Below are 20,283 nucleotides of genomic sequence, written 5' to 3'. Positions count from 1 at the left end.
ATAAGTAACCAATTGCTAGGCTCAGGAAGGATTGAATCAGATGGCAACAATCAAGGACGTGGCGAAGCTGGCCGGCGTGGCGCTCTCAACAGCCTCCTATGCGATGAGCGGAGACAGCAAGGTCAGCGCAAAGACGAGAGAAAAGGTGCTGGAAGCGGCACGGCAGCTTAATTATCAGAAGAACGGTTTTGCTATGGATCTTAAGCGGAGCCGGACCAATACAATAGCTCTGATTCTGCGGGATTTGTCCGGCCCTTATTATTCGGAATTGATCCGCAGCATTCAGGATGTAGCTTTATCGAACTCTTATGACCTGATTGCCTGCAGCTCCATGGGCGGAAAAGGCTCGACAGCTGTCCGTTACATGATGGAGAAGCGGGTTGACGGGGCAATTGTACTGGCCCATAACATTACAGATGAGATTCTGCATGCGGCAGCCGGACCGCGTTTTCCGATTGTCGTTATGGACCGGCTGATTGCCGGTGAAGGGCTGATCAATGTAGTCGTTGACGGAGAGCAGGGCGGTTACAGTGCCACGCGGCACCTTATCGAGAACGGACATAGCTCAATTGCTTATATCAGCGGACCGGCCGATTCCTATGACAATGCGCTGCGGTATCAGGGGTATCTCCGTGCGATGCAGGAAGCCGGTCTTGCCGAAAAGGCTAAATGGAAGCTCAGCGGCAATTTCATCCGCGAAGGCGGTTATAAAGCTACCAAAATGATGCTGATGCAGGGCGAGCTGCCGACAGCGGTATTCTTTGCTAACGATGAAATGGCCGTCGGGGGCATGAAAGCCTTCGAGGAAGCTGAAATCTCAGTTCCGGACGATATTTCAGTCATCGGATTCGACGATATTCAGCTGGCCGAATATATTCATCCACCTCTGACGACGATCCGCCAGCCGATGTACGAATCAGGCTCGCTTGCCGGCCATTTGCTCTTCCAGATGCTTAACGGAGATGCGGTTAATGATTTTTACAAGCTTAAGATCGAGCTGATGGAGCGGAAATCGGTTAAAATACAGGGTTAATCGGAGTGAATCACTTTGGCTTATATGCAGATGTCGTTATATTCCGAAACACTAGGAATGTCAACAGAAGTTGGAGTCGTGCTTCCGCTTAATGCTCCGCCGTCCGCGGGACGGGACGGGAAATACCCGGTGCTGTATCTGCTGCACGGGCTTGGCGGTGATCATACGGAGTGGACACGAAGCTCGGCAATTGAGCGTTACGCCGAGAGCAGAGGCCTGGCACTCGTATTGCCGCGGGCTGACCGCAGCTATTATACGGATATGAAGCAGGGCGGTGCCTACTTCACTTACTTAAGTGAGGAACTGCCCGGAATTGTCCAGCGAGCTTTTGCCATTTCGGGCCGCAGGGAGGATACCTTTGCGGCCGGAATCTCCATGGGCGGTTACGGTGCCTTTAAGCTGGCTTTGCGCCATCCGGAGCGTTATGCGGCTGCCGCGAGCCTGTCCGGGGGCCTTGATATTGTCCGGCGCGTAACCGGACCAAACGGCTTTCAGCCTGGTGAAGCCGGCCGGATATTCGGCTCAGCGGATGAGCTGCGCGACAGCGGAGAGGATCTGTTCGCGCTTGCCGTCAAGGCGGCAGCGGCTGAAGCTCCGCCCAGATTGTACCAGTGCTGCGGCACAGAAGACTTTCTGTATGATGCGAACCGTGCTTTTCTTGATCAGGCGATGTCCGCCGCCTCGATATCACCTATGACGAAGGTCTGGGAGGCCATGATTGGGACTATTGGGACCGGCAACTGACAAGAATTCTGGAATGGCTTCCTTTATAGCACCTTTGCGGATTTGCCAAGGAACAGGCTTTCTGTCGAAACGAATAGAAACGTTTATGAATTTAAGAAAATTGAATTCAATTAAAACCTTATTTTAAAAGGGGAAAATATAGAAAAACGATTCGAATAGAATTGTTTTGATAGGGGGAATACAGCCATGACTGAGCACTTATACAACAAATATGTGAAGCATATGACTCTTGAAGAAAAAGTTGCACAGCTTCTTCAACTGGCAGCACCGTTCTATGATGAGCCGGGTGACGAATCGGAAATTACCGGTCCGATGGAAGAGCTTGGCATTGGCAGTGAGGCGGTCCGCAATGCCGGTTCAGTGCTGGGTGTAGCCGGTGCCGCCAAAATGATGGCGGTGCAGAAAGCTCATCTGGAGAATAACCGGCTTGGCATTCCGCTGCTGTTCATGGCCGATATTGTCCATGGCTTCAAGACCATATTCCCGATCCCTCTGGCAATCGGCAGCTCCTGGAATCCGGAGCTTGCGGAGAAGAGTGCCGAGATTGCAGCAAGGGAAGCAGCTGTCTCCGGTCTGCACGTAACCTTTGCCCCTATGGTTGATTTGACCCGTGATCCGCGCTGGGGGCGGGTGATGGAATCGACCGGCGAAGATCCGTACCTGAACGGTGTATTCGCGGAAGCGTTTGTCAAGGGCTTCCAAGGTGATGACCTTGCAGGTGATCACTCACGTGTAGCTGCATGCGTCAAGCATTTTGCCGCTTATGGCGCTGCCGAGGGCGGCAGGGACTATAATACTGTGGACCTGTCTGAACGCCAGCTGCGGGAATATTACCTGCCTGCTTACAAAGCAGCAGTTGATGCCGGAGCAGAGATGGTCATGACCTCGTTCAACATCGTTGACGGGATACCGGCAACCGGTAACCGCAAGCTGCTGCGAGATCTGCTGCGGACAGAATGGGGCTTTGACGGAGTCATTATTTCCGACTGGGCATCCATCAAGGAAATGGTCGCGCATGGTGCGGCAGAGGATGATAAGGAAGCGGCCTTCAAAGCGATCCGGGCCGGTGTGGATATCGATATGATGACAACCAGCTATCTGCATCATCTGCCTCAGCTGGTGGATGAAGGGCTTGTCGATGAAGCCCTGATTGATGAAGCAGTGCTTCGTATCCTGCAGCTCAAAGAAAAGCTCGGCTTGTTCGCAAGCCCGATGCGCGGAGCTGACCCGGTGCTGGAGAAGGAAATCGTATTCTCCGCTGAACACCGTCAGGCGGCACGCGAGCTGGCAGAAAAGTCGACTGTACTGCTGAAAAATGAAGGTGTATTGCCGCTCCGGCCGGAGCAGCGGGTAGCCGTGATTGGTCCTTTTGCGTCCAGCGGCGATATTCTGGGCTGGTGGTCGTGGACCGGCTCCAAGGAACATGCGGTGAAGCTCAGTGATGCCATGCGTTCAGTAATTGGCAATCCTGATCTTATTACAGTAGCCGAAGGCTCAGGCATTGAGACGATAACCGCAGAGCAGAAGGCGGCAGCGGTGAGCGCAGCTGAGGAGGCCGATGTGATTGTGCTGGCCCTCGGCGAAGCCTCCGACATGAGCGGCGAGGGCGGCAGCCGTACCAACATCAGGCTGCCCGAGGCGCAGCTGGAATTGATCCGGGCGATGAAGGGGCTCGGCAAACCGTTAGTAACGGTACTGTTCAACGGCCGTCCGCTTGACCTGCATGGGGTGTACGACCAGGCGGATGCCGTGCTGGAAGCCTGGTTCCCGGGCAGTGAAGGCGGGGCTGCGCTGGCCGGCCTGCTGTACGGACGGGTGAATCCTTCCGGCCGGCTGACCATGTCATTCCCGGATTCAGCAGGACAGATACCGGTCTATTACAACCATTTCAATACCGGCAGGCCAAAGCCGGAAGTGGAGGACGGCAACCGTTATATCTCCAAATATATCGATGCTCCGAACGAACCGCTGCTGCCGTTCGGGTTCGGACTTAGCTATACAACCTTTGCTTATGAAGGCCTGACGCTTTCCTCAGACACGATGACAGCAAGCCAGCCGCTTGAGGTAAAGGTGACGCTCACCAATACCGGTAGCGTAACGGGAACTGAGACTGTCCAGCTGTATGTAGGCGATATTTCCGGTGAAGTAGTGCGTCCGGTCAAGGAGCTGAAAGCCTTCCGGCAGATCGAGCTGGCCCCGGGCGAAACCACTGAGGTAGCATTTACCATCGGTGAGGAGCAGCTCCGCTATCATCACAGTGACCTCAGTGTCACCAGCGACAGCGGCAGGTTTAATGTATATGTGGGGGCGAACAGCCGTGATGTGCTGTCTGCCGGGTTCGTTTTGCTCAAGTAAACTAACAGACATAATAACGGTGTTAAGCCGTAACAGATAAGGAAGTGAAGAGAAATGACAACTGCAACCGGCTCCAAGCTTACACTGCAAAAAGGCGGTCTTACCTTTACATTTCTGGAAAGCGGAGATCTTTATCAGGCGACAGGCGGGCAGATGATGATTAACCAGCTGCTGGCTAACAGCGTAGACGGTGCTGCGGGTAATCTGTATTTACGCCTGTACCATCCGGACGGTATTCAGGCATTTCCTCTGCTTGGTGTCAAATCGGGAAGCACCTACAGCCGGGACGGGGAGCGGCTTGTGTGGCAGGGAGAGGTTCCTGCCGGTACCCAAGACCAGGGCAGTACGGCTAAGCTGAAGTACCAGGTCACATTTACTCTGGCGGATGGGGATTCCTGGTTCTGGAATGTACGGATTGAAGGCAATTCGGCCCTGTTGGACGTTATTTATACCCAGGATGTCGGTATTGCAGCACCTGGCGCCGTTACCAGTAATGAGGCCTATTTATCCCAATATATCGACCACTCCGTTTTCACTGATCAGGCAGGCGGTTATGTCGTCTGTTCCCGCCAGAACCAGCCGCAGGGCGGAAAGTTCCCGTATCTGCAGCAGGGGCTGATCGGGGGAGCAGCGGGATATTCCACCGACGGCTTCCAGTTCTACGGCTTGTCCTACAAAGAAACGGACAGACCGGAAGCACTGTACGAAGAGTGTCTGGCCAATAAAGTATATCAATATGAATTTGCTTATACCGCACTGCAGTCTCCTAAGACGGAGCTTAACGGGGAAGCCGCCTTTACCTTCTATGGCTTGTTCCGGGAGGATCATCCTGCAGCTGTGACCGGCCTTGAATTTGCTGATCAGCTGCGGGCTGCCTGGAGCAGTGTTCAACAGCTTGCGTCTGTGAAGCCGGACAGCGGCCGGGCGGAATGGAAAGCGGCATCTGCCGTGACCGGAACTCCTGTACAGACACAGGAGCTGTCCGAAGAAGAGCTGGATAGCCTATTCCCGCAGCGGTTCCAGGAGGAACGTGAAGACGGAAAGCTGCTGGCCTTCTTTACCGGAACCTATGAGCATGTTGTTCTTAAGCGCAAAGAGCTGCTCGTTGAACGCCCGCACGGGCATATTCTGATGAGCGGAGACAATGCACGGCTGAACGCTGAGGTGATAACGACGACTTCCTATATGTACGGGATTTTCAATTCCCAGGTCGTCGTCGGCAATACCAATTTCAACAAAATGCTGTCCAATGCCCGCAATGCGCTGAACGTCAATAAAACATCAGGACAGCGGATCTATGTGGAGCTTGCTGGACAATTCCGTCTGCTGACCATGCCGTCGCTGTTCGAAATCGGCTTTAACTACGCACGGTGGCACTACAAGACGGCTGAAGATACCTTTATCATTACAAACTATACAGCGGTAAACGCGCCTGAGATCAGACTGCATGTCCGTTCAATAAGCGGAAAAGCCTACCGCTTCCTCGTCAGCAATCAGATTACTATGAACGTGGCTGAATATGAGCTGCCTTACCATATGTCTCAGGATAAGGACGGCGGACTGGTCTTCCGTGCTTCCGAAAGTGGCCTGAGTGCATCTGTCTATCCTGAGCTGGCATACAAAATCACTGTAGACGGAGCGGCCTGCAAAGCGGGGGATGAATCCCTGCTGGCAGCCGGAGCTGTGCCGGGCAGTGCTTCACTGGCCGTGCTTGAACTGGATGCAAGCAGCGAGTGGACACTTACCTTCCAGGGAATGCTGGACGGACAATTCCGCGCTCCGGCGGCGGCCGGATTTGAAGCGGAGAGAAGCGGTTACCGTGATTTCCTGGCGGGCGTCATGAACGGGTTTCAATTGAAAAAAGAGGACGGGGAGCAGGGAGAGCTGTTCAAGGTAAATGCCCTGGCCTGGTGGTATACCCACAATATGCTGGTCCACTATTCCGTGCCTCACGGACTGGAGCAGTATGGCGGAGCAGCCTGGGGTACACGGGATGTATGCCAGGGGCCTGTAGAATACTTCCTTGCTACGCACAAATATGAACAGGTACGGGAAATTCTGCTGACTGTTTTTGCCCATCAGTATGAGGATGACGGCAACTGGCCGCAATGGTTCATGTTCGACAAGTACACGTCAATCCAGCAGGAAGAGAGCCATGGCGATATCATCGTGTGGCCGCTCAAGGTGCTGGGCGATTATCTGCGGGCAACCCGTGATTATGCGGTGCTGGATGAGCGGATTCCTTATACCCGCAAACACAGCTTCGATTTCACTGAGACTGCCTACACGTTAAGGGAGCATGCCGTCAAGGAGCTGGATTATATCAAATCCCATTTCCTGCATGATACTTTCTTATCCTCTTATGGAGACGGGGACTGGGATGATACACTTCAGCCGGCGAACGCACAGCTCAAGCAGTATATGGTTAGCAGCTGGACCGTAGCTTTGACCTACCAGACGGTTCTGGGCCTGGCCACGGTGCTTCAGGATACGGACGCAGGCTGGTCGGATGAGCTGAAGCAGCTGGCTGAAGGCATCAAAGCCGACTTTAACCGTTATATGCTGGGCACCGAAGTTATTCCGGGCTTCCTGTACTTTGAAGATCCGGAGCTGGCCAAGCTGATGCTGCATCCGGAAGACAATGAAACAGGGATCCAGTACCGCCTGCTGCCGATGACCCGCAGCATGATCGGCGAGCTGCTTACCCCTGAGCAGATGGAGGCGCACTACAAGCTGATCCAGGAACAGTTCCTGTGCCCGGACGGTGTGCGGCTGATGAACCATCCGGCACAGTATGCCGGCGGGGTAAGCACACACTTTAAACGTGCGGAGCAGGCAGCCAACTTCGGCCGCGAAATCGGCCTGCAGTACGTGCATGCCCACATCCGCTTCGTGGAAGCAATGGCCAAGATCGGTGCAACCGATCAGGTCTGGAAGGGCCTTGCCACCATCAACCCGGTCGGTATCCGTGATAGCGTGCCGAATGCCGAGCTGCGCCAGAGCAATGCCTACTTCAGCAGCTCCGACGGCAAATTTGACAATCGCTATGAAGCGCAGGACCGTTTCCACGAACTGCGTGACGGTACGGTTGCGGTCAAGGGCGGCTGGAGAATCTATTCCAGCGGTCCGGGAATCTACATGAACCAGCTGATCTCGAATGTGCTGGGTATCCGTGAAGCGGGCGGCGACCTGATTCTGGACCCGGTACTGCCTGCCGAGCTGGACGGCACCCGGTTTGATTTTGAATACGCCGGCTCTCCTGTGACCTTTGTGTATCACTGCCAAGAGGGCGTTCTGCGCTCAGCTGCTGTGAACGGCCGGGAAGTAGAAGCTGAGCGGCTCGCAAACCCTTACCGGCTTGGCGGCCTGCGAATTGCCCGTGAAGAGGTACAGCGCTGCGCAGATTCAGAGAGAACAGTCATTGATATTTATATGTAACTATAGAATAAGCGGCGCAGGCCAGCTTGTATCCGGATTGGGTACAAGCGGCCTGAGCCGCTTTTTTTATGCAGCAACTCAGTTTCTTTTAAACACAATATGATCCATTCTGCTGTTAACTAGCGCTGTTAGTTGCCCGGCCATATACTCTGCAGAGTATTTAAAGCCGGTTTCCGCCCAATAATCAATGACGCCTACAGTGGCTGACAGCTGATAGCTCAGCAGAATTTCATAATCCAGCGGGGGACTGCCATCCTCCATTTCAATATGCATATCTTCACGCATGGATCTCCGCAGTGTATCATACAGCTCGACCGAAGTTTTCCCGCGCTGGGCGGAGCTTAAGGCAAGGTAATACCTTTTCTGATGCTCAATATGCTGAAAAAGCTGCAAGGTGGACGGATAAATACCCGTAGCTTCAATCTGCTCCATTCCTTCATAAGGCAATAACAATGCCTCCGAGACATCCCGCAAAAAATCGTCATGAATATCCCGGAGCAGGTCTTCTTTACTTACAAAATGCTTATAAAAGGTTCCGCGGTTATAGTCCGCACGCTCGGCGATATCTATAATGGTCACTGCCTCACGATTGACTATTTTGCCAACAATGCCGGGATTGAAGGCCCCTCCGGGCTGGTAGAAGAGTTGAGTGTGAAGTCGCTCGACCTGGTGTATAACGTCAATGTCCGCGGAGTATTTCTGGGGCTGCAGTACGTCATTCCTGTAATGAAAAAGCAAAAATCCGGCGCCATCCTCAACACCTCCTCACTGGCAGGTCTCATGGGTGCTCCGGGAATGTCTCCTTATATTATGTCCAAACACGCGGTGATCGGCCTGACCAGAGTTACTGCCAATGAGCTGGCTCCGTTCGGTATCCGTGTCAACGCCGTACTGCCGGGAACCATCAACACGCAGATGATGCGCAAGATCGAGAAGAATTCAGGCAGCGCCGATGACTTTAAAGCAGCTAATGAAGCAGCAACACCTATGGGACGCTACGGTGAACCGCAGGAGGTTGCGGCTGTCATGAACTTCCTGCTCTCCGAAGAAGCTTCGTTCGTTACCGCTTCGCTCTACACCGTTGACGGCGGGATGATCGGACAATAATCGGTTGGCTCGACTGAATGCTATGCTTATCATGCTTAAAAAATAGTGCCCCTCAAAGGGCACTATTTTTTGGGTTTTACGAAATGGAGCACTAGTTAATCTAAGTGAAAAAACGCCAGCTATTTAAATCCAACTAAATAGTTAAGGTTCTATCAAAATAGTTCAGGTTCATCGCATCCCGTACTTCACGCATTGTTTCCTTGGCAATGGCTCGTGTACGCTGTGTTCCGCTTATCAGAATCTCATCCACCAGCTTGGGTCTGGCCGCATAATAAGCCCGGCGTTCCCGCATTGGCTTGAACAGTTCCTCTAAGCTTGCGGTGATCCGCTCCTTGCAAGCCGCACAACCGATGCTTCCGCGTTCACAGGCTTCCCGGATCTCCGCCGATTCCCGCGGGTTAAAGGCCTGGTGATAAGCGTAAATCGGGCAGATGTCCGGATGGCCGGGATCGTTTTTGCGTAGACGGGCCGGATCGGTCAACGCTCTTTTGATCGTCCGTGTGACTTCTTCAGTCGACGAATCAAGGGTAATGGCATTGCCGAGGCTTTTGCTCATTTTAGCGTTGCCATCTGTACCGATCAGCCGCGGGGTTTCACTCAGCAACGCTTGCGGTTCGGCAAATACAGGCTTATACAGCTCATTGAAACGGCGGACGATTTTGCGTGTAAGCTCCAGATGTGGAAGCTGGTCCTCTCCGACCGGAATGACGGTTGCTTTACAGAATGTAATATCCGCTGCCTGGCTGACGGGATAACCGAGAAAGCCGTAATACATCTCATCGAATTGCCCGCTTTTCGCCTCCGCCTTCAGAGTCGGGTTATGCCGCAACAGATTTACTGTAACGAACATGGAAAAATAGATAGTCAGTTCGGCAATTTCCGGGATCAGCGACTGGATATAAAGGGTAGTCTGCTGAGGATCAATTCCTGCGGCCAGATAATCGAGAGTAATTTCTTTGATATGGCCGCGGATATGGTCGGGCCGCTCAAAATGGGTCGTCAGCGCCTGCACATCCGCTAAAAAAACAAACGATTCATATTTATCCTGCAGCATTACCCTGTTCTTGAGACTGCCCGAGTAATGGCCAAGGTGCAGCTTGCCGGTAACGCGGTCTCCTGTGAGCATACGTTCTTTGTTCATTAAAATTCCTCCTGGTATATTTTATAATAATCCGTTGCCACCACCAGCCATCCTCCATGGCCATCACCCCCTTTAGCAAATAAAAAAACTCCGTCCGCTAAGGACGAAGTTATCGTTATGCCACCTTAATTAACCGCTTCGCTGCTTGATCTGCAGGTATCCGGTCTGGTCAATACGGTGCGGAGTCCACAAAAGATGTGAAGCTCGATACCGTTCCCGTGATAACGGCGGGATTCCCGGCATTTCCTTACTTCATCCTTGCAGACGGTTCGGAAAAGCAACTACAAAGTCCATTCACACCTGTGCCGGACACCGGTTCGCAGCGGCCACCGGCTCTCTGAAGTCCTAAATACAGGGCTACTTACCCTTTGTCAACGTTGTTACTGATATTGTGGATAATATTAACTCAAGGAGCAGGTGGAGTCAATCCGTTCCTTTGGGAATTTTTCGGTTATTACAAGCAGGAATAGGGAAATTGAGTGTAGAATTATAAATATAGCTAGACACTAAATACCAAATATGTTTGTAATTCAGAGGCGCCAGCTGATGAACAAAGGCAACTCCGCCGAAAGGCGGAAGACGCAAAGCCACCGGTCTAAACCGCAGAAATAGCGGCATGACAGCGGGGACGCTCATATAGTTTGGTTTTTTTGTTGTCTAAATACAACAAGGGAGAGTTGCAATCATGCTGTAATACAGAAACAGCCTGCCCGGCAGGAGCGCTTTGACCTGTTTTGATCACAATTGAAAACTGTTGAACACATTCTGAAAGATTCATATCTTTGCTTCCACTTATCAAACAAACAGAACTGGAGATGTCATTAGATGATAGCAGAAACAACAATGCACCCTGAAACGAATACCATTTTTATCAGCCTGCACGGGTTTGCCGACCTCGAGGAGACCATTAAAGAGGTGGATATTTTTGAAGCCCAGATGCCGAATCTGCCGCTGAAAGAGATGTCGCTGATCATTGACTGCACGGACATGGCCCCTTTCAAACCGGAAATTCTGCCGGTGCTGGAACGCTGCTACGTGATGTATAACAGCTTCAAGCATGCCGTTCTTGTCAATCCGGTTAAGGTAGTGGCCAAGTCACAGTTGCAGCGTGTAGCGCCAAAAGCCAGCTTTAACGGCCATTTTGTAGATACTGTGGACGAAGCGTGGGCTATTGTAAAAGGGTAGCTTAAAGCATCAAAAACACTAACAAAGGTGGGCCCATATGGTTAACGTAAGGATTGCAGGTACTGAAGTGTACCATCCGCCATTCAAAGTTAGCAATGAACAATTGGCTGAACAGGCTGGCGAAGCTGCAGACAAGCTTATTGGTATTTGGGAGTATTTTGGCCGTAAGGATCGTTATTATGCAACCACCTATGAAGAAAGCACGCTGAATATGGCTATTCAAGCCTCTAAAGCGCTGCTTGAGAGCAGCGGGCTTGGCGGAGAGGATCTCGATATGATCGTTGTCTCCTCGGGCACGCATGAATATAGTGCTCCGACAGACGCTGCCCTGCTGCACCAGGCAATCGGGGGAAAGCAGTCCTGTATCGTATATGACAGCAATGCGAACTGTGTGGGAATGGTAGTTGCCGCAGACCAGGCAGCCCGCTCGATGATGACCAATCCCGGAGTAAGGTATGCGCTTGTTGTCGGCTCTGAGCAGATCGCCCGCTTTTATAAAGAAGGGGATCTGGCTTCAAAAGGACTCTGCGGGGATGCAGCCTGTGCAGTTCTGCTGGAACGGGTAGAGGAAGGGGAATCCGGTCTGATTGATTCCGCTTATTACACCAATACGCAAAAGGCGGAAGACATGCTGTTTCCGTCTGCCGGTATGACCCAGATGTTCGGCGAGCATCTTACGCTTGAGGAGAAAAAGATTTACCTGCATCCTGAGTATAATGTAAATGTAGCATTCCCTACAGCAGTGACCAATATTGAAAACCTGCTCCATAAACACGGATATGCCAAAAGAGAGGTTAAACACTACATTCTCAGTCAGCTGAACCTTTCAGTGATCAAAGAGATTGCCGGCAAGCTGAATGAGGATGAGGCCAAATTTCCTTATATAGGTGATATTTACGGGTATACAGGGACCAGCAGCCCGTTCGTTACCCTGCATCATGCCATCAAGGACGGGACACTCATACCCGGTGATTTGTTCTTCATGTGGTCGGTCGGTGCAGGGATTACAAGCTGTGCTACACTGTGGAGACTCTAACCCGGATAATTACTATAGCAGAACCATTAAGAAGCCTGCGCAGACTGCGCAGGCTTTATTTGTGTGCTCCCGGCCGCACGAATGATCAGTCTGCCGTTCCGATCGCAATCGCGGGTGACAGCTCGGGATCCAGCTGCTTCATCAGCTTCAGCAGATTGCTCTCCGACATGGCGATGCAGCCGGCTGTAGGCTGGCCGGCTCCTCTCCAGATATGCAAAAAGATTGCACTGCCCTTGCCGGGCACCACCGGTTCATCATTATATCTTACTACGACCGCATACTTATACAGCGGGTGCAGGAGACGTTCGTAGGATGCCCAGCGGCTCCCGGGATCTCCGGTAAAGGTTACCCGCTGATTATATTCGGCAGAGCCGGGGGCATCAATCCAGTAGTCCCGGCTGCCGACTATGCTGTACGGGAGTTTGAGGCCTTCCGGACCAGCCGCGGAACCGAAAGCCTCCCCGAGCCTGAAGACCCCTGAGGGCGTGCGCTTGTCGCCTTCTTTTGTTTTGCCGATGCCGCCTGCACCCAGGGTTACAGGTATGCCTGATAGCACCGTCTTCCAGCTTCCGCCCCGATTCTCACGTAAAGTAAGCACTCCTGTAGTGGAGCGTGATGAAGAGGCCGTTACGACAACCATCTGACTGGACTCCAGGCGGTCAGCCTTATACGGCCATGAAGCCGCAAACCCGGCAGCTGCAGCCTCTGGGGTTAAGGAGACCAGCACCAGAACAGGCGGCAAAAAAAGACACATGACAACTAGCAGGATACGTCTACGGGTTGATTTGTGCATATGTACACCTCCCTAAGGCTTATTACCTCAGGGGGGCAGGGAGGAATCGCTGAGTTAATGCATTACAAGCCGAGAGTCGAGCCTTTTTCCAGCCGGAGAATCTGTTTCTCTCCATTGTCGGCCAATTCGCGGAACTGGCTGATCGTCTCACGCATCTTGGGCAGAGCCTCTTGCTTGTAAGTGCTGATGGAGTCAAGGGCAGATAAAACGTCGGTGAACGCCTGTTTCAACGTATCAGCGGAGATGCTGGTTTCCAGCGCCTGCTTGTGAATTGCAGCACCCTGCTCCTTAAGCATTCTTGAAGTGCCGCTGATCAGGTTGTCGGTCGTCTGGTTCAACAGCTCAATTTTTTTAAGGACAATCTTCTGGTTGTATAGGGCGCTTGCGACTGTAACCGATATTTTGAGGGCCGAGACGGTAACGTTTCTGGCTCTGTCCACGCCGCGGATCAGCTCCTTGTTGTTGCGGATGACCACCTCGATCGCCATAATTCCCTGCTGGTTCACAACCAGCATTTGCTGCAAATCCATCACCCGCTGACGTAGCGGGAACATCACCTCCTCTGTAATAAAACGGATTTTCTCCTCGGCTTCCCCGCGCACCTTGGCCGCTTCAACCTGCGTCTCAATCTCCTGGTCCATAAGCAGTCCGAGCTCAATTTCCTTCTTCAGCTTCCGGGTCAGCTCACGCAGTGCCTGCTGCTCGATTTGCAGTGTCGTATTATCGTTTTTCAGAATGGTCTTGCCTTTATCCAGCGACACGATAATGTCGGAGATGACCGCATCGGCTTTCTGGTATTTGGCAAAATAGTGGCGCAGCGGATTGAAGAACCTGCCCAGCAGTCCGCTTTTGGCAAAATCAACAGCACTCGGGTCGAGGTCCTTCAGCTGCAGATGCAGCTCCGTCAAACCTTTGGCGACCTGGCCGCCTTCATCCCCGGTTTTGGACAAATTACCCACGGATACCTGCAGAAGGGCGTTTTTATCCGAAGAGGAGCGCATGGTGCCCATACCGAAGCTGTCAATGGATTGCAGTATCGCTTGGCGTTTCTCCAGGGACTCCAGATCAAGCTCTAAAATGCTGGTAACATTGCTTTTGGCCAGCTCCTTAAGCCGGCTAAGCTCTTCAGGCTCAGGTTTGGCTTCCTCGGCAATGACAGCCTTCAGCTGCTCTGTGCTCGGGATTTCCATAGTAAAGGACATGACAGACCTCCTAGTATAGTTGTCTTACATCTGAACATTCAGCAGATTGCCGATTTTGTAGACCACATCGTCTGTATCTGCATTGATGCTAGCAGCCTCGTTGATGGCAGAAATACTGTCCAGCGCTTTGATGTTGGCGTTATAGCCGATGGTGTAGACCGGGATTTTGTAGGTTTCAATTAGGCTGCGGATCTCATCCAGGGAATGGCCTTCGTTGGTCTCCCCGTCGCTGAGCAGGAAAATGATAGGCTTTACCCCGGGGTTTGCGGCCAGCTCATCCTGGAGCATTTTCATCGCGACCACCATCCCGTCAAAAGTAGCCGTACCTCCGGCAGCCTGCAGGCTGTTAACCGCCCCGACAAACATGGACTGCTGATTGGTGTCGTATTTGCCGATGGGCAAATGGATCGTAACGTCACTGGAGTAGGAGACAAAGCCGATGCTGTTGTCCTTTCCGAGATTCTTCTGGCCCTTCAAAAGCGATTCCTTCAGCCGGTTCAGCGGCTCTCCGGCCATGCTGCCCGAGACGTCGGCAACAAACACTGCTGCAAGCGGGGTGCTGCCGTTTTTCTTTTCCTTCCACAGCTTCTGGGCAGAAGATAGCAGGGAGCCGTCCACCGGAGGCTGCTCGGAGATATAATCATTTAAGCCGTTAAAGCCCTTTGCCAATGCCAATTGCTGAAATTTATCCTGTGCGGCGAATGCTGCGAATTCCCGGAGTATGTCCTGCTTCTGCCCGGGCAGATCGCCGAGTGCATAAAGCGGACTGTCATGTCTGACGCCGAACGGGGTGAAGACGTAACCGTTTTTGAGGTCGGCAGCATTAACAAAGGTCTGGTATTCCAGCACAAAAGCATCCAGCATGCCGGTCTTGGCCGCATCCCGCATCTGCAGCGTGGTTGAGGCTGTAAAAGGCACGTTGGCCTGGAATTTTTCAAAGCCCTGTACCGCCTGGTTTCCAAGCAGATCTGAGCTGTCAAAAGTCCCAAGAGCCGTAACCAGAAAGTTAAGCCCGGTCGAACTGGCAAAAGGATCGGTGTAACCCATAGCGAGCTCATTCGCCGAGATGGCATCCGTGATCGTTTTGACGTTCAAAGCGCCATATTTCGCAATCAGCTCGTCATATTTCTTTTGGGAGGTAACCACACCTGCGACATTTCCGGCAAGACGTCTGGTTACGAGCTCAGCTCTGATTCCGCCTGCTTTTACCATTTCACCCCACAGCTCATTGGACGGGGTATAAGCATCTGGAATATACTTGCCCGATCTGATGTAATCAGCCGCAGTGCCGGAGGCGATATTGCGGATTTTTACCGATGCAGCTGTGCCGTCCACCATTATATTGGCTTCATTAAAAGCCGATGCCACCTCATTCAGCCAGCCGTCATTGCCGGCGCCGGATTTTTCTGTAGAGGAGAAGATTTCAACATAATGATCTGTGGTATTCTCTACGGAAACCGCAAATTTGGAGATGTCAGGCAGCGAGTCCCCCACATCCGCCGGATCAAGATCGATCTGGCCTTTAACCGGGTCTGCAAGGTTTACCTTAATCTCCTTGTAGAGCTTACCCAGCTTCTTATCTGCGTCCTCCGCCGTAATTTCCCCGGTAGATTTGCCCAGATTTGAGGTAAGTGTGATTCCGAAATAGACTAAAGCAAATACAGCCGCTGCAATCAGCGCCAGGATCATGAACGTTTTGCCTTTACCGGACATAAATCATCCTCCTCTATTGATAGAGTTTCGTCTGATTAATTAGTGCGCTCAGCTCCTGCATGCAGGGGATTTCTTCAACGTGCTGGTCAATGGTGCCGTCCAGCTCAGAGATTTCTAGCAGCAGCTGATCCAGCTTGAGCAGAATTTCTTCATTTGCACCAAGGAAGGCTTTGATAGAGGTGAAAAAATCGTTATACAGTGCGGTTTTCCTTTGGATAAGCTTGTCGGTGAACTGGGCGGGGGTGCGGGAGCCGGCGAACAGGGAGAACTCGGAGGGCTCAAACAAACGGAGCTTGCCGAGAATTCCCCTGATATTGAGGTAGAGGAGCTTTTCAACTTCGTTTATGACGGTATGGAATTTCCGGTAGCTAAGCTCTTCGGGATCAAATCTTTGAGCAAGCAGGCGGGTCAGCGCGTTTTTTTTCTTATCCATCCGGTCCAGCTGGTCGATGGCAAGGGCGGCGTCACTTTTCAGCGCTTTTACCTTTTTATACTGTTCGAGCTGTTCTGTGTAATCGTCAGGCATGGCTGAAGGGAGTATCTCTTTGACGGCCGGAGGTTTGAGCAGTAGCGTATAGCTGGAGTACACCACAACGAGCAGACTGATGACCAGCAGGGTAACGGCTGCAGCGGTTTCTACGGCGTCAGCCCCGCCGATTTCTACAGCCATAAGTCCCAGAGACAAAACAGCAATGTTAATAATGACAACGCCGGCTATCACGGCCAGCAGCTTGACGAACCTGTATCTGTTCAGCTCAATCACCTCACTGTATGAGTATATTTGGCTATAGCCTTATTTGATTCATATAATCCTTGGCTGATGCTGAAGAGGTGAGGAAAAATCAGGAAATGGCAAATAAAATGTTTACATTTCATGTAATGTATATATACTTGTAATTTAAGACAATAAAAAATAACCGAAGCTTCCGGCGAGGGAGGAACAACATGAACAGACGTATTAGAGTAGGTATTGCAGGCTATGGAAATCTCGGCAAAGGTGTAGAGCAGGCGATCAGGCAGAATCCGGATATGGAGCTGGTTGCTGTATTTACGCGCAGAGATCCGGAAGGTCTTGCCAAGGAGACAGGCCTTAAGGTGGAGCGTCTGGCTGATGCCAAGGAATACATAGATAGAATTGATGTTATGATTCTGTGCGGCGGCTCAGCTACTGATCTGCCTGAGCAGACTCCGCAGCTGGCCAAGCTGTTCAATACCGTAGACAGCTTTGATACACATGCCAAGATTCCGGAGTTTTATGAAAAAGTGAATGCAGCTGCGCTGGAAGGCGGCAAGGTTAGCGTTATTTCTACAGGGTGGGACCCGGGCCTGTTCTCCATGAACCGCCTGCTGATGCAGTCCGTGCTCGCGGAGGGGCATGATTACACCTTCTGGGGTAAGGGAGTCAGCCAGGGGCATTCCGATGCAATCCGCCGGGTACCGGGAGTGAAAGCGGGAGTGCAGTACACTGTTCCGGTTGAAGAAGTCATTGAGCGCATCCGTTCCGGAGAAACGCCGGAGCTGGCAACCCGTGAAAAGCACCGCCGCAACTGTTATGTCGTGGCTGAAGCAGGTGCTGATCAGGATGCGATCCGCGAAACCATTGTTAACATGCCGGATTATTTTGCTGATTATGATACGACTGTGACGTTTATTACGGAGGAGGAGCTGGCCAGTGAGCATTCCGGAATGCCGCATGGCGGATTCGTTATACGCAGCGGGGTGACCGGAGGCGGCAACAGACAGATCGCCGAATTCGGGCTGAAGCTGGACAGCAATCCGGAATTCACCGCCAGCGTACTGATCGCCTACACCAGAGCAGCTGCCCGGCTCAGCGCGGAAGGAGCTGCCGGTGCCAAAACCGTATTTGATATTCCGCTTGGGCTTCTCTCGCCGAAATCGCCGGAAGAGCTGCGCCGTGACCTGCTGTAGGGGGTAAATACTACAGGGAATAATACTGTAGGAATAAATAAATAGCTGATTAAAAAGCAGCAAAAAAACGCGCCGTGAGTAACTCTGCGGCGCGTTTTTCGCGTTTTTAATGTTGAAGTTCCGTTTAGGAGCAGTCCAGGCTGTCCAAGACATTTAGTTGGATTTTGCACATCTAATTTAATGAAATTTCAATAGTTCTAATTATTAGATGGAAAAACAACACTTATATTAGCCGGTTAACCCCATTGGTGGAAAAAACAGAGGAATTAAGTGGAGTTTTTCCAACTAGCATGCTCAAACGGGCGGCTGATCATCGAAATAGATGGCGTTTTTCCATTTAGCTTGAACAGCAGCAATTCTCGGTCGTGCAGAAATCATAGATCTCAACAAGCATGAGGCGTCAGGCTTTAGACTACACCCTGGGCCAGCATGGCATCTGCAACCTTAAGGAAGCCGGCGATGTTCGAGCCTGCAACAAGATTGCCGGGCATATCGTACTCCTCGGCAGCCCGGACGCTGCTTCGGTAAATGTTCTTCATAATCATCCGCAGACGCTCATCCACCTCTTCAAACGACCAGGAGAGCCGCATCCCGTTCTGGCTCATTTCCAGCCCCGAGACCGCGACACCGCCGGCATTGGCAGCCTTAGCCGGTGCAAAGAGGATTCCCTGCTGCAGGAAATAATTGATGGCCGGCAGGGTGGAAGGCATATTGGCGCCTTCTCCGACCGCGATTACACCGCCGGACACAAGGGCACGCGCTGCATCCTCATCGAGCTCATTCTGCGTAGCGCAGGGGAGGGCGATTTGGCAGGGGATTGTCCAGATTCCCGTGCTGCCTTCCGTATATTCAGCATGCGGATGTGTCGTAACATATTCGCTGATCCGTGCGCGCTCCTGTTCCTTCAGCCGTTTCACTGTATCCAGATTGATGCCCTGCGGATCATAGATATAACCGCCGGAATCACTGCAGGCCACAACCAGCGCCCCGAGCTGCTGGAGCTTCTCGATGGCATAGATAGACACATTTCCCGAGCCGGAAACAACGACGGTCTGGCCTTCAAAATCCTGTCCCTGTGCTGCAAGCATTTCCTGGACGAAATAGACGAGGCCGTAGCCGGTTGCTTCCTTGCGTGCCAGGCTTCCGCCGTACAGCAGGCCTTTACCGGTCAGCACTCCGGCCTCATGGCCGCCATGGATGCGCTTGTACTGTCCGAACATGTAGCCGATCTCCCGTGCGCCTACACCGATATCACCTGCCGGAATATCGGTATCCTGGCCGATATGGCGGTAGAGCTCGGTCATAAAGCTCTGTGTAAACGCCATAACTTCGCGATCGGATTTACCCTTGGGGTCAAAATCTGAACCGCCTTTGCCGCCGCCGATTGGCAGTCCGGTCAGGGCATTTTTGAATATTTGCTCAAAGCCGAGAAATTTGATGATTCCCGAGTAGACGGAAGGGTGGAAGCGGAGGCCGCCTTTATAGGGGCCGATAGCACTGTTAAACTGCACCCTGTAGCCGCGGTTGACCCTGACCGCTCCGGCATCATCTGTCCAGGGCACCCGGAAGGAGATGGTGCGTTCCGGCTCGACAAGCCGCTCCAGAACGGCATTCGCCTGATATTGCGGATGGCGGGCCAGCACAGGGACCAGACATTCCAGAATCTCTTTGACCGCCTGATGAAATTCCTGCTCCAGCGGGTCACGGCGGGTAACCTCACTGTATACGCGTTGCACATATTCTTCAGCTGAAGCTGTTGCTGATGCTGTTGATGAAATCGTAGACACTTGAACCAACACTCCCTGTTTATGTATTTTGTAAAGTTAGCTTGCTGCGGACGGCACGATATTATTAAGAATTTAAAAGAATTTTACTAAAACCTGACATGAAATTACCAATCAATTCTTTTTTGATGGCCAATTAATAAATTCTATAAAACTAACAAACAGTGTTATATTTATGCAGTCGCTAAGCGGATTAGGTGGTTGTAAGTCGGCCTGTCGTGAATCCGAAAACAAAAAAAAGATACCCCAAAACGCCCTCTCAAGCGTATGGAATATCTCTTTATTTCCGGGTTAAATGATTCTTTAATCCGTGCGGATAACCGATCCGCCGGCGGCTTTGCGCAGCCGGTTCATGATGGCGGAGCCGAGACCTAAGTCGGGACAAGCTTCGGCAATGATGTAGTCTGCGGAGACTTCATCAAAGTAACGCAAGGCGCTGTAGAGACTCCGAGCTCCTTCTTCCAGTGCGGCTAACGTGCCGAGTGAAACAATATAGTCTGCGGCATCGTCAGAATACAAGACTCGGTGCTCCTCGAACAGCAGCAGCCCGGTCTTCTCGCCGCGTCCGCGTGCTTCCAGCAGGAGCGCAGCTGCAGTGTCCGCAGCCCGCTGAGGCGATGTGCCGCTCACAATGGAGAGCGAGCCCTGCGGCGCATAATGCGTGTATTTCATGCCCGGCGAGCGCGGCGCCGGGCTGCTGTCTCCGCCGGCGTCAGCTCCGCCGGCCTGCGCTGCCCCCCGGGTTCCCCGGAAGGCGGGGCAGCAACGGCACCAGCCACTGCCGCAGCTGCTCGGCAGTAATCCCGCCCGGACGGAGGATGAC

The 20,283-nt window shown here is 52.3% G+C and carries 17 protein-coding genes and 1 riboswitch; of the genes, 8 read left to right on the top strand and 9 right to left on the bottom strand.

The genetic code is table 11. From position 1 onward, the window contains the following. Nucleotides 1-40 precede the first annotated feature (40 nt). The 4 genes from AWJ19_RS22790 (at nucleotide 41) to AWJ19_RS22775 (ending at nucleotide 7,570) form a co-directional block, all read left to right on the top strand. Nucleotides 41-1,033, top strand: coding sequence for a LacI family DNA-binding transcriptional regulator (locus tag AWJ19_RS22790; protein ID WP_068727314.1), 993 nt, complete (start codon nucleotides 41-43; stop codon nucleotides 1,031-1,033). Nucleotides 1,034-1,090: 57 nt separating this feature from the next. Further along, nucleotides 1,091-1,777: an alpha/beta hydrolase family protein gene (locus AWJ19_RS22785; RefSeq protein WP_347231139.1), complete on the top strand. Its 687-nt coding sequence runs from the start codon at nucleotides 1,091-1,093 to the stop codon at nucleotides 1,775-1,777. 186 nt (nucleotides 1,778-1,963) lie between these two features. Then, the gene (locus AWJ19_RS22780; protein ID WP_068727312.1) at nucleotides 1,964-4,132 is read left to right on the top strand and encodes a glycoside hydrolase family 3 N-terminal domain-containing protein; all 2,169 of its coding nucleotides are present in this window, start codon (nucleotides 1,964-1,966) and stop codon (nucleotides 4,130-4,132) included. A 54-nt stretch (nucleotides 4,133-4,186) separates the two neighbouring features. Then, the gene (locus AWJ19_RS22775; protein WP_068727310.1) at nucleotides 4,187-7,570 is read left to right on the top strand and encodes a cellobiose phosphorylase; all 3,384 of its coding nucleotides are present in this window, start codon (nucleotides 4,187-4,189) and stop codon (nucleotides 7,568-7,570) included. A 78-nt stretch (nucleotides 7,571-7,648) separates the two neighbouring features. On the opposite strand, the gene AWJ19_RS34895 is transcribed toward AWJ19_RS22775, so the two are convergent. Next, a complete protein-coding gene (locus AWJ19_RS34895; RefSeq protein WP_068727308.1) occupies nucleotides 7,649-8,017 on the bottom strand; it encodes a TetR-like C-terminal domain-containing protein in 369 nt (122 codons plus the stop codon). 36 nt (nucleotides 8,018-8,053) lie between these two features. Here AWJ19_RS34895 and AWJ19_RS22765 point away from each other — a divergent pair, with 36 nt between their 5' ends. Continuing rightward, nucleotides 8,054-8,677: an SDR family oxidoreductase gene (locus tag AWJ19_RS22765; protein ID WP_082708070.1), complete on the top strand. Its 624-nt coding sequence runs from the start codon at nucleotides 8,054-8,056 to the stop codon at nucleotides 8,675-8,677. A 133-nt stretch (nucleotides 8,678-8,810) separates the two neighbouring features. On the opposite strand, the gene trpS is transcribed toward AWJ19_RS22765, so the two are convergent. Beyond that, entirely contained in the window at nucleotides 8,811-9,818 is a 1,008-nt protein-coding gene (gene trpS / locus AWJ19_RS22760; RefSeq protein ID WP_068727306.1) for a tryptophan--tRNA ligase, read from the bottom strand. Nucleotides 9,819-10,363: 545 nt separating this feature from the next. Beyond that, a riboswitch (cyclic di-GMP riboswitch) is annotated at nucleotides 10,364-10,454 on the top strand. Beyond that, a complete protein-coding gene (locus tag AWJ19_RS35375; RefSeq protein ID WP_157890075.1) occupies nucleotides 10,414-10,596 on the bottom strand; it encodes a hypothetical protein in 183 nt (60 codons plus the stop codon). It overlaps the preceding riboswitch by 41 nt. A gap of 47 nt (nucleotides 10,597-10,643) precedes the next feature. Between AWJ19_RS35375 and AWJ19_RS22755 the strand changes: the two genes are divergently transcribed. Together AWJ19_RS22755 and AWJ19_RS22750 are read left to right on the top strand one after the other, a co-directional pair. Continuing rightward, nucleotides 10,644-11,003 (top strand): hypothetical protein, encoded by a 360-nt coding sequence (locus AWJ19_RS22755; protein WP_082708069.1) that lies wholly within the window; start codon nucleotides 10,644-10,646, stop codon nucleotides 11,001-11,003. Between the two features lie 37 nt (nucleotides 11,004-11,040). Then, on the top strand, nucleotides 11,041-12,039 hold the full coding sequence (locus AWJ19_RS22750) for a ketoacyl-ACP synthase III (RefSeq protein WP_068727305.1): 999 nt from the start codon (nucleotides 11,041-11,043) through the stop codon (nucleotides 12,037-12,039). Nucleotides 12,040-12,124: 85 nt separating this feature from the next. Here the strand turns inward: AWJ19_RS22750 and AWJ19_RS22745 are convergent, their stop codons facing one another. From AWJ19_RS22745 to AWJ19_RS22730, 4 genes are all read right to left on the bottom strand, one after another. Then, nucleotides 12,125-12,832, bottom strand: coding sequence for a L,D-transpeptidase family protein (locus AWJ19_RS22745; protein WP_241781854.1), 708 nt, complete (start codon nucleotides 12,830-12,832; stop codon nucleotides 12,125-12,127). Between the two features lie 62 nt (nucleotides 12,833-12,894). Next, nucleotides 12,895-14,034, bottom strand: coding sequence for a toxic anion resistance protein (locus tag AWJ19_RS22740; protein ID WP_068727303.1), 1,140 nt, complete (start codon nucleotides 14,032-14,034; stop codon nucleotides 12,895-12,897). 24 nt (nucleotides 14,035-14,058) lie between these two features. Further along, nucleotides 14,059-15,747 carry a VWA domain-containing protein gene (locus AWJ19_RS22735; RefSeq protein WP_068727301.1) on the bottom strand — a complete coding sequence of 563 codons (1,689 nt, stop codon included), beginning with the start codon at nucleotides 15,745-15,747 and terminating at the stop codon, nucleotides 14,059-14,061. A 13-nt stretch (nucleotides 15,748-15,760) separates the two neighbouring features. Then, nucleotides 15,761-16,510: a hypothetical protein gene (locus AWJ19_RS22730; protein ID WP_241781853.1), complete on the bottom strand. Its 750-nt coding sequence runs from the start codon at nucleotides 16,508-16,510 to the stop codon at nucleotides 15,761-15,763. A gap of 182 nt (nucleotides 16,511-16,692) precedes the next feature. Between AWJ19_RS22730 and AWJ19_RS22725 the strand changes: the two genes are divergently transcribed. Continuing rightward, nucleotides 16,693-17,676 (top strand): diaminopimelate dehydrogenase, encoded by a 984-nt coding sequence (locus AWJ19_RS22725; protein ID WP_068727300.1) that lies wholly within the window; start codon nucleotides 16,693-16,695, stop codon nucleotides 17,674-17,676. A gap of 407 nt (nucleotides 17,677-18,083) precedes the next feature. Here the strand turns inward: AWJ19_RS22725 and gdhA are convergent, their stop codons facing one another. Next, nucleotides 18,084-19,463 carry an NADP-specific glutamate dehydrogenase gene (gdhA, locus tag AWJ19_RS22720; protein ID WP_068727298.1) on the bottom strand — a complete coding sequence of 460 codons (1,380 nt, stop codon included), beginning with the start codon at nucleotides 19,461-19,463 and terminating at the stop codon, nucleotides 18,084-18,086. Between the two features lie 300 nt (nucleotides 19,464-19,763). After that, nucleotides 19,764-20,283: Sua5 family C-terminal domain-containing protein (locus tag AWJ19_RS22715; RefSeq protein ID WP_277815836.1), on the bottom strand; the 520-nt coding region annotated here is incomplete at its 5' end.

This window comes from Paenibacillus sp. DMB5 (assembly GCF_001517085.1).
Lineage (GTDB): Bacteria > Bacillota > Bacilli > Paenibacillales > Paenibacillaceae > Paenibacillus_AQ.
This window is presented reverse-complemented; position numbering and strand designations above follow the sequence as displayed.